This window comes from Rhizobium sp. SVR5-2C (assembly GCF_056755115.1).
On record NZ_JBNDHT010000052.1, the window covers coordinates 1 to 16,434 of the forward strand.

Below are 16,434 nucleotides of genomic sequence, written 5' to 3' on the forward strand. Positions count from 1 at the left end.
AGGCTCAGGACGTCATTCTGAACGGAACGGACGAGAAGATCGAGTTCCATTATGCCGACGGCGCGCGATCCTATACCACGCACAAGAGCTTCGAAGGCATCGTCACTAATCTGGAACGCCGCTGGAAGGAGACGGATTCCGCCTGGGCGCGGGAAGAGATCGAGCGCTTCATGTCGGCAGCCCCCTGCCCGGCCTGCAACGGTTTCCGCCTGAAGCCGGAGGCGCTGGCGGTCAAGATCAACAAGCTGCATATCGGCCAGGTCACCGAGATGTCGATCCGCAAGGCCCGCGATTGGTTCGAGACGCTGCCCGCCGTTTTCTCGGCCAAGCAGAACGAGATTGCCGTCCGCATTCTGAAGGAAATCCGGGAGCGCCTGCGCTTCCTGAATGACGTCGGCCTCGACTATCTCAGTCTGTCGCGCAATTCCGGCACGCTATCTGGCGGTGAAAGCCAGCGCATCCGCCTCGCCTCCCAGATTGGCTCGGGCCTGACCGGCGTGCTTTATGTTCTCGACGAGCCGTCCATCGGCCTGCATCAGCGCGACAACGCCCGTCTGCTCGAGACGCTGAAACATCTGCGCGACATCGGCAACACGGTGATCGTCGTCGAGCACGACGAGGATGCCATCCTGACGGCCGACGACGTGGTCGACATCGGTCCGGCGGCCGGAGTGCACGGCGGCCAGATCGTCGCGCATGGCACGCCGCAGGACATCATGGCGAACCCCAAGTCGCTGACCGGGAAGTATCTCTCGGGCGAACTCGGCGTGCCCGTGCCCGACGAGCGCCGCAAGCCGAAGAAGGGCCGCGAGATCAAGGTCATCGGCGCCCGCGGCAACAATTTGAAAAACGTCACCGCATCCATTCCGCTCGGCGTTTTCACCGCCGTCACCGGCGTTTCGGGTGGCGGCAAGTCGACTTTCCTGGTCGAGACACTGTATAAGTCAGCGGCGCGCCGTGTCATGGGCGCCCGCGAAATCCCGGCCGATCACGACCGGATTGACGGCTTCGAGCATATCGACAAGGTGATCGATATCGACCAGTCGCCGATCGGCCGCACGCCGCGCTCGAACCCGGCGACATACACCGGTGCCTTCACGCCGATCCGTGACTGGTTCTCCGGCCTGCCCGAGGCGAAGGCGCGCGGGTATCAGCCGGGCCGGTTCTCGTTCAACGTCAAGGGCGGACGCTGTGAGGCCTGCCAGGGCGACGGCGTCATCAAGATCGAGATGCACTTCCTGCCGGACGTTTACGTGACCTGCGACGTTTGCCACGGCAAGCGCTACAATCGCGAAACGCTGGAAGTCACGTTCAAGCACAAGTCCATTGCCGACGTGCTCGACATGACGGTGGAGGAAGGTGTCGAGTTCTTCGCCGCGGTACCTGCCGTGCGCGACAAGCTGCAGTCGCTCAAGGACGTCGGCCTCGGCTATATCAAGGTCGGCCAGCAGGCGAATACGCTCTCGGGCGGCGAGGCACAGCGCGTCAAGCTCGCCAAGGAGCTTTCGAAACGCTCGACGGGCCGCACGCTCTATATCCTGGATGAGCCGACGACCGGGCTGCACTTCCACGATGTCGCGAAACTCCTCGAAATGCTGCACGAGCTGGTCAATCAAGGCAATTCCGTCGTGGTGATCGAGCATAATCTCGAAGTCATCAAGACGGCCGACTGGGTGCTCGATTTCGGCCCGGAGGGCGGTGATGGTGGCGGCGAGATCGTCGCGTCCGGCACGCCGGAGGCGATCGTCAAGGAGCCCCGGTCCTATACCGGCCAGTTCCTGAGGGAACTGCTGGAACGCCGGCCGGTGAAGAAGACTGTAGTGGCGGCGGAGTAGCCGTTCGGGAAACAAGACGCGCCACGGCGCAGTGGGGGACATAGATGAGCAACTCCGGTACGATCCGGGTCGGCATTGGCGGCTGGACCTTCGAGCCCTGGCGTGGGCATTTCTTTCCTGCCGACCTCAGGCAGAAGGACGAGCTCAACTACGCCAGCCGCAAGTTGAAGGTCATCGAGGTCAACGGCACGTATTACAGCTCGCAGAAGCCCGAGACCTTCGCGAAATGGGCGGCCGACGTGCCGGACGGGTTCATCTTTTCGCTGAAGGCCAGCCGGTTCGTGACCAACAGGCGCGTCCTTGGCGAAGCAGGCGAATCGATGGAGCGTTTCCTGACGCAGGGGCTGACGGAGCTCGGTGACCGGCTGGGGCCGATCCTCTGGCAGTTCGCTCCGACCAAGAAGTTCGATGCCGAGGATTTCGAAGCTTTCCTAAAGCTTTTGCCGGACAAACAGGACGGCCTGCCGTTGCGGCACGTCGTCGAGGTGCGGCACGACTCCTTCAAGGTGCCGGAATTCGTCGCTCTGCTGGCGAAATACGGCGTCGCGCCGGTCGTGGCCGAGCATTTCGACTATCCGATGATCGCCGACGTGACGGCTGATTTCGTCTACGCCCGGCTGCAAAAGGGCTCGGACGAGATCAAGACCTGCTATCCTCCCAAGGACCTGAAGGCATGGGCCAAAAGGCTCGAGACTTGGGCCGAAGGCAAGGTGCCGGACGATCTGCCGTTGATCGACAAAGACCGAAAGGTCAAGAGCGAACCGCGGGATGTCTTTGCCTTTATGATCCACGAGGGCAAGGTCAACGCGCCGTTCGGGGCGATCGCTCTTCAGGAAGAAGTCGGCAAGTAGTCAGAACGGCAGGACATGGGCGACGAGATCTTCGGCGGTCAAACCTTTGCCGGCGCGCTGTGCAGCTTCACCGTGGAGATAGACACCGGCTGCGGCCGCCTCGAACGCGGGCAGACCCTGCGCCAGATACGCGCCGATGATGCCGGCAAGAACATCGCCTGAGCCTGCCGTTGCGAGCCAGATGGGCGCGTTCGTATTGATCAGTGCCCTGCCGTCCGGCGAAGCAATGACGGTATCAGCGCCCTTATAGACGATCGCGGCATTGGCCCGCTTTGCCGCCGCCTGCGCCCTGTCGATCTTGCTGAGCTTCTTGTCCGCGGCGATATCCGGAAAGAGGCGCGCGAATTCGCCTTCATGCGGCGTCAGAACGAGATGCGGTTCGCCTTCGGCGAAGAGATCGAAAGGCTCTTGCGGGCTCTCTTTGAATGAGGTGATGCCGTCTGCGTCGAGCACCAGATGGCGATCGCGCAATGCGGCGACGAAGGCTCTTGCCTTTGCGCCGATACCGAAACCCGGCCCGAGCACGAAGGTCTGCAAGCGCTCATCGCCCAGCCAGTCGCGCAGCGCGGTCTCGTTGTCGATGATACGCAGCATGATGGCTGTCAGGTGGGCACTGTTTTCGGCCGCCGCCTCCGCCGGCGAGGCAATGGTCACGAGACCTGCTCCCCCTCTCAGTCCAGCCATCGCCGTCATCCGCGCCGCGCCGGTCTTCCCCGCTCCGCCCGAGAAAACGGCAAGGTGTCCTCGTTTGTATTTGTGCGTCTCCAGTTTCCCCGCGGGCAGAAGGTGCTTCCATCTGGCCGGAGCGTTCTCGCCGACCATCCCTGAGGAACAAGCCTTGATGATACGGCCCGGAATGCCGATGCCGATGACTTCGATGTTTCCGCAACGCTCTCTGCCCGGCATCAGCAGGTGGCCCGGTTTGCGTGTCATGAACGTGACTGTGTGATCCGCCTTGAACGCCGCCCCCAGGACCTCGCCACTGCGGCCATCGACACCGGATGGCAGGTCGACGGAAAGGACCGGGACCGCGGCATCCATCACCCGTTCGATCACGGATCGCACCTCTGGCGGCATATCCCTTCCGAGCCCTGCCCCGAAAATCGCATCGATGACGACATCCCCCTGCCTCGGCTCATAAGTGTCAAGCGGCTGCGGCGTGAGCGGGCATTCGGCCTTTGCGCGCTCGGCATCGCCCTGAAGCCTCGCGAGGTCACCCAGATGAAAGACGGTGGTCGCTGCACCGCTCTCGGCAAGAAAGCGTGCCGCCACATAGCCGTCTCCACCATTGTTGCCCGGGCCGCAGAGGACGGCGAAGCGCTGGGCGCCCGGGTAGAGTCGCAAAGCGGCAGCAGCCACTGCGGCGCCCGCCGTCGCCATCAGCCCGAAGGAGGAAATTCCCGATTGAGCCGCAGCGGCATCCGCGGCCGCCATCTCTGCAGGGGTAAGAAGGAGATCACTCAGTTGTTCAGCCATGTGCTCATTCAATTCAAAAAACGCCTAAAAAACAACCGCATTTGCGGTCAAACAAATGCATAAAAATACGCCATTTGCATATTTATTACTCACCGAAGGCGCGCGAGCCACAGCCCGGCTCATCCCGATTTTTTTCGGATTCTGCGCCGTTTTTGCATTTTCCAGGGCCATTCTCATCAATTTTTGTTCGAAAATTCCTTGGAAATACCCTTGGATCCGCGAATCTGGGGATAATTGGCGCATTTTCTGGTTCTCCGGCGCTGCGACTGGCATGATACCTGCATCATGGTTTTCGAGCGGCAATTTGCCCGCGTTAACGGGAGAAGCGGAGAGTCATTTTCTCATGAAAAAGATCGAAGCGATCATTAAGCCTTTCAAGCTCGACGAAGTGAAGGAAGCCCTTCAGGAAGTCGGCCTGCAAGGCATCACTGTCACAGAAGCGAAGGGCTTCGGTCGCCAGAAAGGCCATACGGAACTTTACCGCGGCGCCGAATATGTCGTCGACTTTTTGCCAAAGGTGAAGGTCGAAGTCGTGCTTGCCGACGAGAACGCGGAAGCTGTTATCGACGCTATCCGCAAGGCAGCGCAGACCGGCCGGATTGGAGACGGAAAGATCTTCGTATCCAACATCGAAGAAGTCATTCGTATCCGCACAGGGGAAACCGGCGTCGACGCTATCTGAGCTGGCCGGCTCGGCTTCAAGATTGAGTATCACGTTATAAATTGAAAGGGAGATTCTATGGCGACCGCGAACGAAATTCTCAAGCAGATCAAGGAAAACGACGTAAAGTTCGTTGATCTGCGCTTTACCGACCCCAAGGGCAAGCTGCAGCACGTCACAATGGACGTTTCCTGTGTCGATGAAGACATGTTCGCCGACGGGGTCATGTTCGACGGTTCCTCGATCGGCGGCTGGAAGGCCATCAATGAGTCCGACATGGTGCTGATGCCGGATACGGAAACGGTTCACATGGACCCTTTCTTCGCGCAGTCTACCATGGTCATCGTCTGCGATATTCTGGATCCGGTTTCGGGCGAAGCCTATAACCGCGATCCGCGCGGCACCGCCAAGAAAGCTGAAGCCTATCTCAAGGCATCCGGCATCGGCGACACCATCTTCGTTGGTCCGGAAGCCGAATTCTTCGTCTTCGACGACGTCAAATACAAGGCCGACCCTTACAATACCGGCTTCAAACTCGACAGCAGCGAACTGCCGTCGAACGACGACACCGATTACGAGACCGGAAACCTCGGCCACCGTCCGCGCATCAAGGGCGGCTATTTCCCGGTCCCGCCGGTCGACAGCGCGCAGGACATGCGCTCTGAAATGTTGACCGTACTTGGCGAAATGGGTGTCACCGTCGAAAAGCATCATCACGAGGTGGCCGCTGCCCAGCACGAACTCGGCATCAAGTTCGACACGCTCGTCCGCAACGCCGACAAGATGCAGATCTACAAATACGTCGTGCACCAGGTCGCCAATGCCTACGGCAAGACGGCAACCTTCATGCCGAAGCCTATCTTCGGCGACAACGGTTCTGGCATGCATGTGCACCAGTCGATCTGGAAGGGCGGCAAGCCGACTTTCGCCGGCGACGAATATGCAGGCCTTTCCGAAAGCTGCCTGTATTACATCGGCGGCATCATCAAGCATGCCAAGGCGATCAACGCCTTCACCAATCCGTCGACGAATTCCTACAAGCGTCTCGTCCCGGGTTACGAAGCACCGGTGCTCCTGGCCTATTCCGCCCGCAACCGCTCGGCTTCCTGCCGCATTCCGTTCGGCTCCAATCCGAAGGCAAAGCGCGTCGAAGTCCGCTTCCCGGATCCGACGGCAAACCCGTATCTCGCCTTCGCCGCCATGCTGATGGCCGGCCTCGACGGCATCAAGAACAAGATCCATCCGGGCAAAGCCATGGACAAGGATCTCTACGATCTGCCGCCGAAGGAACTGAAGAAGATTCCAACGGTCTGCGGCTCGCTGCGCGAGGCGCTCGAAAGCCTCGACAAGGATCGCAAGTTCCTGACGGCGGGCGGCGTGTTCGACGACGACCAGATCGACTCCTTCATCGAGTTGAAGATGGCGGAGGTGATGCGCTTCGAGATGACCCCGCATCCGGTCGAATACGACATGTACTATTCGGCTTGATCTCCAAGTAGAAAGCTCCGTCGCCGGCGGAGCTTTCCTCTCTCGTCACTGCCGGTGATGTGACACTCATGTGACGAAAGCCTGCAAAAAACTTGATTTGTGCAGGCCCAATCACCAAATCTGGTGATGAAAGGAAGTCGTACCATGAAAACAAAAGTAGCAAAGTTCAGTATCGGTGAAGTGGTCCGGCACAAAGTTTTTCCGTTTCGCGGCGTCATCTTCGACGTCGATCCGGAGTTTGCGAATACGGAAGAATGGTGGAACTCAATCCCTGCCGAAGTTCGCCCCAGTAAGGACCAACCCTTTTACCATCTGCTCGCGGAAAATGACGAAAACGAGTATGTCGCTTACGTCTCAGAGCAGAACCTGGTGAATGATGAAAGCGGCCTGCCGCTTCGCAATCAGCAGGTCTATCAGATTTTCGATCAAGCGCCGTCCGGCCAGTTCAAGCCCAAGATGAGCTTCGCCCACTAAGACGCTATCGGTCATGACTTAAAACCCCGCCTCCTCCCGGCGGGGTTTTTGTTTTCCGGCAACAAAAAAACCCGGCGCAGGGCCGGGTTTTTGTTCTTTCTTTCGCCGCTGGCAGATTACTGCGCCTTGGCGGCGTTCTGCGCATCTTCCAGCTTCTTGCGGGCTTCCTCGGCCTTTTTCTGCATGCTGTCCTGCAGGCTCTTCTGGCTTTCGGCAAGCTTGTTCGGAGAAACAGCTTCGCCATCAAAGGCGCCGGTAAAGCCTTCGAGGGAAATCTTGATCGGGTTCGGCGCGCGGCGGAAATTGATCGACGTGAAGATCACGTCGCTACCCTTCTTCAGGCCTGCGATCATGGCATCCGTCAGCGGGACCTCGGCGGTGCACTTGTCCGGCAGGCAAACAGCGTAGTCGAGCTTCTGGCCCTTGTTATTGTCGACCTGCATCATGATGCCCGGAGGGATCAGCCGGGCGCTCGGCACGGATACCTGCAGAAGCTTGCGGTTGATCTTGCCCGAAATCGTGATGAGGCCGACGGCCGTGACGAGCTGGCCGCCATTGGCGAGGATCAGGTTCTGAACGACGCAGACATCGTTGTCAGCCTGCTTGCTGCAGGTCTTGTACCAGCCAAGGCGCGGTGCGCCGGCAGCCTGAGCCGGTGCGTCTGCTGAAGCGTCCTGTGCGAAGGAGGATACCGGGGCCGAAGCCGCACCGAAAGCGAGTGCCAGAACGGACAGGGCTGCCCGCATTTTTTTATCTGATTTGAACAACATAACGGATTCCGTCTCCTGATACCCATTAGGGACCGCGATGCGCCGTCCTCTCCATCCGGGGCTATTCGGCATTCCACCTCTTAAAACATTAAGGCAAATGCATGACCCCAGAACTTCGAAACACCTGTTACATTGGGGCGATCCAGATATCCAGTATTTCTTTGGCAATTTCGGGGTGGCCGAAAGATTCCGCCTTGTGAACGTTCGATTTTCCGCCGCGCATGCTAGTCTTCGGCCGAATCGTGCCTTGCCGGAAAGGATTGTGAGCATGCTCCGGGTCATTCTCCCCATAGCCTTTACGCTTTTTTGCGGCGCCGTTGCTGCGGCCCCGCTGCACGGCATCGCTATGCATGGCCAACCCGCCCTGCCCTCTGACTACAAGCATTTCTCCTACGTCAATCCGGACGTGAAGAAAGGCGGCAAGATCACCTACGGCGTCGTCGGCACTTTCGACAATCTCAATCCGTTCATCCTGAAAAGCATGCGAACCACGGCGCGCGGCATGTGGGATCCGGAATACGGCAATCTCGTCTATGAATCGCTGATGCAGCGTTCCCGGGACGAACCGTTTACGCTCTATGGGCTGCTTGCCGAGACGGTCGAATGGGATGAAGACCGCACGTTCGTTCAGTTCAATCTCAATCCGAAGGCCAAGTGGTCCGATGGGCAGCCGGTGACGCCTGAGGACGTCATGTTCTCCTTCGAGCTGCTGCGCGACAAGGGACGCGTGCCCTTTGCGAGCCGCCTGAGCCTCGTCTCGAAAATGGAGAAGATCGGCGAGCATAGCGTGCGCTTCACCTTCAACGACAAGGCGGACCGCGAAACGCCGATGGTCTTCGGGCTGATGCCGGTGCTGCCGAAACACGCCATCGATCCGGAAACCTTCGACCGTACCACTCTCGTGCCACCGGTCGGCTCCGGGCCCTACAAGATCAAAACGGTGAAGCCCGGCGAAAGCATCACCTACGAACGTGATCCGAACTACTGGGGCAAGGATATCCCCTCCAAGGTCGGCATGGACAACTACGACCAGATCACCGTCCAGTATTTTCTGCAGGACACCACCCTTTTCGAGGCATTCAAGAAGGGCGACATCGACGTCTATTCCGACGGGAGTCCCGGGCATTGGGCGACAGCCTATGACTTCCCGGCAGTTTCCTCCGGCACTGTAATCAAGGATACGTTCCAGCCGAAGCTGCCAAGCGGCATGTTCGGGTTTGTCTTCAACACACGGCGCCCGGTATTCGCCAATGCCAAAGTTCGCGAAGGGCTCTCGCTGATCTTCGACTTCGAGTGGGCGAACAGGACGCTCTATTCCAACGCCTACAAGCGCACGCAGAGCTTCTGGCAGAATTCGGCGCTTTCGAGCTTCGGCGTTCCGGCCGATGCCCGCGAGATCCAAATGCTAGGCCCGATCAAAGAGAAGATTGATCCGGCCATTCTCGACGGCACGTACAAGCTTCCCCTAAGCGATGGCTCCGGGCGCGACCGCAATGTGCTGAAGCAAGCGCTGCAGACGCTGAAGGAAGGCGGCTATTCGATCAAAAACGGCAAGATGGTGGATGCCAACGGAAAACTGCTGGCTTTCGAGATCATGACGCAGAACACCGACCAGGAAAAACTTGCCATCGCCTATCAGCGTTCGCTTCACGCTTTGGGCATTGCTGCCTCGATCCGCACGGTGGACGATTCGCAATATCAAAGCAGAACCAATAGTTTCGACTATGATGTTATTCTAAAATCTTATCCGTCGTCGCTCTCGCCCGGAAATGAGCAGCTCTCCTACTGGTCGTCGGCTGCGCGCGACCGCCAGGGGAGTTCAAATTTTGCCGGCGTTACCGACCCTGATGTCGATGCGCTGATCAGGCATATTCTCACCGCCCGCTCCGACGAGGACTTCACGGCCGCTGTCCGTTCGCATGACCGTTTATTGCTTTCTGGGCATTACGTGTTGCCTCTCTACCATCTCGACCAGCAATGGATTGCGCGCAACAAGCGGATCGGCCGTCCGGATGGCGCGCCGCTTTACGGCTATCAGCTTCCTGTTTGGTGGGATCAGAGCGTCCAATAAGTCTGCCGGAAGTGGTTCCTTTTTCCTGCCTGGTTGAAGTCTGGCCTGTCAGGGCATAGATGGCTTGGAAAGACCCCCGGAATAATGAAAGGAAACCACCATGGAACGTATCACCATCGACGTCGTATCGGACGTCGTCTGCCCATGGTGTTATCTGGGCAAGGCGCGGCTGGAGCTTGCGATCGCGGAAGTGCAGGACGAAATCGGCGTCGACATCAACTGGCGCCCCTACCGGCTGAACCCCGACTATCCGCCGGAAGGCGTCGATCAAAAGACAATGCTGGAGCAGAAGCTCGGCGGCGCGGAGCGTGTCGCGCAAGCGCATAAGACGCTTACCGATCTCGGTCGCGAAGTGGGTATAAATTTCGATTTCCAGGCGATCAAGATTGGCCCCAACACGCTCGATGCGCACCGGTTGATCCAATGGGCGATGATCGAAGATCGCGACAGAGCGGACAGCGTCGTCACTGCGCTATTCAAGGCGAATTTCGAGGAAGGCCGCAATGTCGGCGATCATGCAGTATTGCTCGACATTGCCGAGAAAGCCGGTCTCGACCGTGCCGTGATCGCCTCGCTGCTTGCCTCCGACGCGGACCGGGACTTGGTAATCGCCGAAATCGACGCCGCGCAGAAGATGGGCGTGAATGGCGTGCCGTTCTTCATCTTCGACCAGCAATATGCCGTCAGCGGCGCGCAGACGCCGGACGTGCTGGCCGGCGCGCTCCGCGACATCGCCAAGGCGAAGGCCGAAGCGCGCGCCGGATTGAATTGACCTGCCCTACGGCTTGGCCATTTCGGCCAGTTGCGTCATGATGACGGCTGCAGCCTGCAGCCGTTTTTCCGGCGCCGGCAAGTCGCGGTTCAGAAACAGGCTGTGGTCGGGGCGTATCTTCGCCATCGTTCCCTGCTTGGCGATATAGCCAACCAGGTTTGCCGGGTTCGGGAATTCCTTGTTACGGAACTGAATGACCACGCCCTTCGGACCGGCATCGAGCTTTTCGACATTGGCCACGCGGCAAAGCGACTTGATGTAGACGATCTTTAAGAGATGCTGCACCTCGATCGGCATCGGACCGAACCGGTCGATCATCTCGGCGCCGAAGGAATCGATCTCCTTGAGTTCGGTGATCTCGCCCAGGCGGCGGTAAAGCGCCATCCGCAAATGCAGGTCCGGCACATAGCCGTCCGGGATCATGACGGGCGTGCCGACGGAAATCTGCGGTGACCAGCCGGTGTCATGTATCTCGTCGACACCCTTCACTTCAGCGACTGCCTCTTCCAGCATCTGCTGGTAAAGCTCGAAGCCGACTTCCTTGATGTGGCCGGACTGTTCCTCGCCGAGCAGGTTGCCGGCGCCACGGATATCCAGGTCGTGGCTTGCGAGCTGGAAGCCGGCACCGAGCGTGTCCAGCGACTGCAACACCTTGAGGCGGCGCTCCGCAGTCGGCGTCAGCACCTTGTTGACCGGCAGTGTGAAGAGCGCGAAGGCGCGAACCTTCGAGCGGCCGACGCGGCCGCGGAGCTGATAGAGCTGCGCCAGACCGAACATATCGGCGCGGTGGACGATCAACGTATTGGCGGTGGGAACATCGAGCCCGGATTCGACGATCGTCGTCGAAAGCAGCACATCGTAGCGTCCCTCGTAGAAGGCATTCATCACGTCTTCTAGTTCGCCAGCCGGCATCTGGCCGTGGGCGACCGCCACCTTCAGCTCGGGGAGATCCGAGCGCAGGAAGGCGTGGACGTCTTCGAGATCGGCGAGGCGCGGGCAGACGTAGAAGCTCTGGCCGCCGCGATAATGCTCGCGCATCAGCGTTTCGCGAATAACGAGGCTGTCGAACGGAGAAATGAAGGTGCGTACCGCCATGCGGTCGACTGGCGGCGTTGTGATCAGCGAGAGTTCGCGGACACCGGTCATCGCCAGTTGCAGCGTGCGGGGGATCGGCGTGGCGGACAGCGTCAGGACGTGCACGTCGCTCTTCAGCTCCTTCAGGCGCTCCTTGTGCTTGACGCCGAAATGCTGCTCCTCGTCGATGATCAGCAGGCCGAGATTGGCGAATTTGATACCAGCGCCGAGCAGCGCATGCGTACCGACGACGATGTCCGTCTTGCCTTCGGCGACTTCCTTCTTCGTAAGCGCAAGTTCCTTCGAGCCGACAAGGCGGGAAGCCTGCTGCAAACGTACAGGCAGGCCGCGGAAGCGCTCCGAAAAAGTCTTGAAGTGTTGGCGGGCAAGCAGCGTCGTTGGCACGACGACGGCAACCTGAATGCCGTTCATCGCTGCGACGAAGGCGGCGCGAAGCGCCACTTCCGTCTTGCCGAAACCGACGTCACCACAGACAAGGCGATCCATGGGACGGCCGGCAGCAAGATCCCCGCGCACCGTCTCGATGGCGTTGTCCTGATCTTCCGTCTCGTCATAGGGGAAGCGTGCCGCAAACTCGTCGTAAAGCCCTTCCGGCGTTGTCAGGACGGGTGCATGGCGCGTCAGGCGCTCGGCGGCGATGCGGATCAGCGCGTCCGCCATGTCGAGGAGGCGCTTCTTGAGCTTTGCCTTGCGCATTTGCCATGCGCCGCCGCCCAACTTGTCGAGCTGGACTTCGGTGCTCTCGCCGCCATAGCGTGAAAGGAGATCGATGTTTTCGACCGGCAGGAAGAGCTTCGCGTCGTCGGCATATTGCAGCTCGAGACAGGCGCGCGGGGCGCCGGCCGCCTCGATTGTCCGCAGACCGACGAAGCGGCCGATGCCGTGTTCGGCGTGCACGACGATCGAGCCTTCGTCGAGCCCGGCAACTTCCGAAATGAAGTCGGCGGCGCGTTTGCGGCGCTTCGTACGGCGAACCATGCGGTCGCCGAGAATGTCCTGCTCGCCGATGACGATGAGGTTACCGGCCTCAAAGCCGGACTCGAGATTGAGCACTGCCGCAGCCGCCTCGCCTCTATCCAGCGAGTCGACGGCCTTCAGGGTGTCGACTGTCTTGACGCGTTCCAGACCATGTTCATTCAGGACCTGCAGCAGGCGTTCAAGCGAGCCTTCCGTCCAGGCGGTGATGAGAACCTTCGCGCCGCTTGCCCGCTTGTCGGCTATGTGCTTGACGACAACGTCGAAGATGTTGACGCGCTCAGCGTTGCGGTCGCCGCTTTCGGCACTCGTACGCGCCCAGCGCTCTCCCTGACGCGCATCGACATTGACGACGCGTCGTGCCTCGCCCTCGTGCTCGTTGAAGGGCGAAATCCGCATGGCATTGAACGCATCCAGCGTTTGCGCGAAGCTCTTGCCGTCGAGATAGAGCTGGCCGGGCGTGATCGGCTTGTAGGGTGTCCCCTGCGCCATCTGACCCTTTGCCTGCTGGCCGGCATTCAGGCGCGCATCATAATAGTCGAGAACGAGTTTGGAGCGCTCTTCCGCCGCCTCGCGGACGGTGTGATCCGTCACCAGGCGAAAACCCTTCAGATAGTCGAAGACTGTCTCGAGCTTTTCGTAAAAGAGCGGCAGCCAGTGCTCCATGCCGGGATAACGACGGCCCTCGGAGACGGCGAGATAGAGCGCATCATCACGCGTCGCGGCACCAAAAGCCGACAGATAGTTCTTGCGGAAGCGGCTGATCGTGTCGGGCGTCAGCGTCACCTCGCTCATCGGGTTGAGGTCGAGGGAGCGCACCTGCCCCGTCGTGCGCTGGCTTGCCGGATCGAAGCTGCGGATGCTTTCGAGCGTATCCCCGAAGAAGTCGAGACGAACGGGCTCTTCCGCGCCCGGGACGAAAACATCGAGAATGCCGCCGCGCACCGCGTATTCACCGACTTCGCGCACCGTCGCGACGCGATCGAAGCCGTTGCGCTCCAGCCGGCCGGCGACGTCGTCCATGCGGACCTGATTGCCGGGACGGGCCGAAAAGCCCAGGCTTTCGATCACATCCTGCGGCGCAACTTTCTGCAGCATAGCATTGACCGTCACGAGGACGATTGCCGCATGCGGCTTCTTGCCGTGCGCAATCAGGCCGCTCAGAGCCGCCAGGCGGCGTGCGGACGTATCGGCGCTCGGAGAAACGCGGTCGTACGGCAGACAGTCCCATGCCGGCAGCGTCAGGACCGGGATATCGGGGGCGACGAAGCCGAGCATCTGCTCCAGATCGGCCATGCGCTGCCCGTCGGACAGCACGTAGGCGACAGGCTCGCCGGCGCGTGCAAGTTCCGCCAGCAGAAGCGGTTCCAGGCCGGACGGCACATTGCCGATCGTCAGCGGCTCGGCAGCGGCTGCGAGCTTACTTGCATCAAATCCTGGGATCATTCCGGTTTCCTGGATGCGGTATCCGCCGGGTATTGGAAATCCGGCTTGAAGGCGGCGAGGCGCTCGAACATGGGTGTCTGGAAACGCTCCGGCACCGGCCAGGTTCCCATGACCCAACGCAGAAGGTCGTTGTCCTCCTCGCCCATGATGGTTTCCAGCTCGTCAAGCTCCGCCTCGGAAAGCGAGGCAATTTCGGCCTCGGCGAACTGACCGAAGACCAGATCCATCTCGCGCAGCCCGCGATGCCAGCAGCGAAAGAGTATCCGTCGGCGGCGCGGATCGAGACCGGCACTCGAGAGTGTCACACCTGTCATGGCATTACCTTCCTGTTGATGGGCCTCTATAGCCCCTCGAAAGCGGCTTGTCAGCCTTGCCAATGCCCTAATGTTCATCGCATTTTGCAGCATGCGTCCGGCCATTCTCGATCCGCTGTTTTCCCCCGTTTCGGCTCTTCCGGGCGTCGGCCCGAAGATCGCCGAGCTGTTGGTAAAGCTGCTCGGGCGCGAGGCGCCGGAGGATACCCGGATCATCGATCTGCTCTTCCATGCGCCGCATTCGTTGATCGACCGGCGCAACCAGCCGGGAATTGCCCGCGCCCCCCAAGGCGCGATTGTGACGATCACGGCGCGTGTCGACCGGCATCAGCCGCCTCCCCGGGGAAAGAGCAATATTCCCTACCGCGTCTTCCTTCACGACGAGACGGGCGAATTGTCGCTCGTCTTCTTCCGCGGTCAGGCGGGATGGCTGGAGAAACAACTCCCGATCGACGAGGAGGTCATCGTCAGCGGCAAGATCGACTGGTTCAATGGCCGGGCAACGATGGTCCATCCGGATTACATCGTGAAGGCAAGTGATGCGGAAAACCTGCCGCTCGTCGAGCCGATCTACCCGCTGACGGCCGGGCTCTCGCCGAAGACCCTGCGCAAGATTATCGAGGCGGCGTTGCCTCGGATACCGCAATTGCCGGAATGGACCGACCTTTCGCTGACACAGAAGCAGGGATTGCCGTCGACCGCCGACAGCTTTCATATGCTGCACGAACCGCGCGATCCCACGGACATCGACCCGCAGGCCCCTACTCGGCGAAGGTTGGCTTATGACGAGTTTCTTGCCGGTCAGTTGTCGCTCTCGCTGGTGCGCCAGCGGCTTCGCAAGGTCGCCGGGCAACCGGTCCATGCCACCGGCGAGATCAGCCGGAAAATCCTGGATGCGCTGCCCTTTTCTCCAACGCGCAGCCAGACAGAGGCCGTTGCCGACGTTCTAAAGGATATGGCTAGCGAAGACCGTATGCTGCGGCTTCTCCAGGGCGATGTCGGCTCCGGCAAGACTCTGGTGGCGCTGATGGCAATGGCTGCCGTGATCGAGAGCGGCGGCCAGGCCGTGCTGATGGCTCCCACTGAAATTCTTGCGCGGCAGCACCACGCGACGATCTCCAAGTTCGCGGCCTCTGCCGGTCTCGGCATCGAGGTGCTGACCGGCCGAACCAAGGGGCGCGAGCGCGACGACATTCTTGAGCGGATCGCCTCCGGTGCGGCCCAGATCATCATCGGCACGCATGCGCTCTTCCAGGACAGCGTCAACTACAAGAACCTGATGCTGGCGGTCGTTGACGAGCAACATCGCTTCGGCGTCCATCAGCGCCTGAGGCTGACGGCGAAAGGCATCTCGCCGCATATGCTGGTGATGACCGCCACCCCCATTCCGCGCACGCTGGTGCTTGCCGCCTTCGGCGACATGGATGTCTCGAAACTCACCGAGAAACCCGCGGGCCGCAAACCGATACAGACGATAACGGTTCCCAGCGAACGAACCGGCGAGATCGTGCAGCGGCTGAAGAGTGCTCTCGCCGAAGGCAAGAAGGCTTACTGGATCTGCCCGCTGGTCGAGGAGTCCGAAGAACTCGACCTGATGTCGGCCGAAGAGCGGCATTCCACGCTTGTCTCTGCTCTCGGTCCAGGAATTGGTCTCATCCACGGCCGCATGAGCGGGCCGGAGAAGGATGCCGTGATGATGTCGTTCAAGAACGGCGAACTGCGGCTGCTCGTCGCGACGACCGTCGTCGAAGTCGGTGTCGACGTGCCGGACGCGACGATCATGGTGATCGAGCACGCAGAACGCTTCGGACTGGCGCAGCTGCACCAGCTTCGCGGACGCGTCGGCCGCGGCGACGAGGCATCGACCTGCATCCTGCTCTACAAAGGTCCGCTTGGGGAGACCAGCCACGCTCGGCTCTCGATCATGCGAGAGACGGAGGACGGCTTCAGGATCGCCGAGGAGGACTTGAAGCTGCGTGGCGAAGGCGAAGTGCTCGGCACCCGCCAGTCCGGCACCCCCGGCTTTCAGATCGCGAGCCTGGAGGCCCATGCCGACCTTCTGGAGATCGCCCGCAAGGACGCCGCCTATCTGATCGAGCGCGACCCGGACCTGACAAGCGAACGCGGCACGGCGATCCGCACGCTGCTCTATCTATTCCGGCGCGATGAGGCGATCCGCTTCCTGCGTGCGGGCTGAGTGCGGACG

General features: G+C 60.5%; 12 protein-coding genes. 8 read left to right on the forward strand and 4 right to left on the reverse strand.

What is annotated here, in order from left to right; all coding sequences use genetic code 11:
- A partial coding sequence (gene uvrA / locus ACPYOI_RS16550; protein WP_481423073.1) for an excinuclease ABC subunit UvrA occupies positions 1-1,835 on the forward strand: 1,835 nt, incomplete at its 5' end.
- Positions 1,836-1,879: 44 nt separating this feature from the next.
- Positions 1,880-2,686, forward strand: coding sequence for a DUF72 domain-containing protein (locus tag ACPYOI_RS16555; protein ID WP_481415228.1), 807 nt, complete (start codon positions 1,880-1,882; stop codon positions 2,684-2,686).
- Here ACPYOI_RS16555 and ACPYOI_RS16560 read toward each other — a convergent pair whose 3' ends face one another.
- Positions 2,687-4,162: an NAD(P)H-hydrate dehydratase gene (locus ACPYOI_RS16560; protein ID WP_481415227.1), complete on the reverse strand. Its 1,476-nt coding sequence runs from the start codon at positions 4,160-4,162 to the stop codon at positions 2,687-2,689.
- 343 nt (positions 4,163-4,505) lie between these two features.
- On the opposite strand from ACPYOI_RS16560, the gene ACPYOI_RS16565 reads away from it, so the two are divergent.
- The 3 genes from ACPYOI_RS16565 (at position 4,506) to hspQ (ending at position 6,785) form a co-directional block, all read left to right on the forward strand.
- Positions 4,506-4,844: a P-II family nitrogen regulator gene (locus ACPYOI_RS16565; RefSeq protein ID WP_018900556.1), complete on the forward strand. Its 339-nt coding sequence runs from the start codon at positions 4,506-4,508 to the stop codon at positions 4,842-4,844.
- Between the two features lie 57 nt (positions 4,845-4,901).
- Entirely contained in the window at positions 4,902-6,311 is a 1,410-nt protein-coding gene (glnA, locus tag ACPYOI_RS16570; RefSeq protein ID WP_481415226.1) for a type I glutamate--ammonia ligase, read from the forward strand.
- 144 nt (positions 6,312-6,455) lie between these two features.
- Entirely contained in the window at positions 6,456-6,785 is a 330-nt protein-coding gene (gene hspQ / locus ACPYOI_RS16575; protein WP_481415225.1) for a heat shock protein HspQ, read from the forward strand.
- Positions 6,786-6,901: 116 nt separating this feature from the next.
- On the opposite strand, the gene ACPYOI_RS16580 is transcribed toward hspQ, so the two are convergent.
- A complete protein-coding gene (locus ACPYOI_RS16580) occupies positions 6,902-7,555 on the reverse strand; it encodes an invasion associated locus B family protein (RefSeq protein ID WP_481415224.1) in 654 nt (217 codons plus the stop codon).
- 268 nt (positions 7,556-7,823) lie between these two features.
- On the opposite strand from ACPYOI_RS16580, the gene ACPYOI_RS16585 reads away from it, so the two are divergent.
- Both ACPYOI_RS16585 and ACPYOI_RS16590 read left to right on the forward strand, forming a co-directional pair.
- On the forward strand, positions 7,824-9,626 hold the full coding sequence (locus ACPYOI_RS16585) for an extracellular solute-binding protein (RefSeq protein ID WP_481415288.1): 1,803 nt from the start codon (positions 7,824-7,826) through the stop codon (positions 9,624-9,626).
- 100 nt (positions 9,627-9,726) lie between these two features.
- Positions 9,727-10,398: a DsbA family oxidoreductase gene (locus ACPYOI_RS16590; protein ID WP_481415223.1), complete on the forward strand. Its 672-nt coding sequence runs from the start codon at positions 9,727-9,729 to the stop codon at positions 10,396-10,398.
- A 6-nt stretch (positions 10,399-10,404) separates the two neighbouring features.
- Here the strand turns inward: ACPYOI_RS16590 and mfd are convergent, their stop codons facing one another.
- Both mfd and ACPYOI_RS16600 read right to left on the reverse strand, forming a co-directional pair.
- Entirely contained in the window at positions 10,405-13,914 is a 3,510-nt protein-coding gene (mfd, locus tag ACPYOI_RS16595) for a transcription-repair coupling factor (RefSeq protein WP_481423074.1), read from the reverse strand.
- Entirely contained in the window at positions 13,911-14,228 is a 318-nt protein-coding gene (locus ACPYOI_RS16600; protein ID WP_168832731.1) for an FAD assembly factor SdhE, read from the reverse strand. Before ACPYOI_RS16600 ends, mfd begins: the two co-directional genes overlap by 4 nt.
- 91 nt (positions 14,229-14,319) lie before the next feature.
- Here ACPYOI_RS16600 and recG point away from each other — a divergent pair, with 91 nt between their 5' ends.
- Entirely contained in the window at positions 14,320-16,425 is a 2,106-nt protein-coding gene (recG, locus tag ACPYOI_RS16605) for an ATP-dependent DNA helicase RecG (RefSeq protein WP_481415287.1), read from the forward strand.
- The last annotated feature ends 9 nt before the right edge of the window (positions 16,426-16,434 follow it).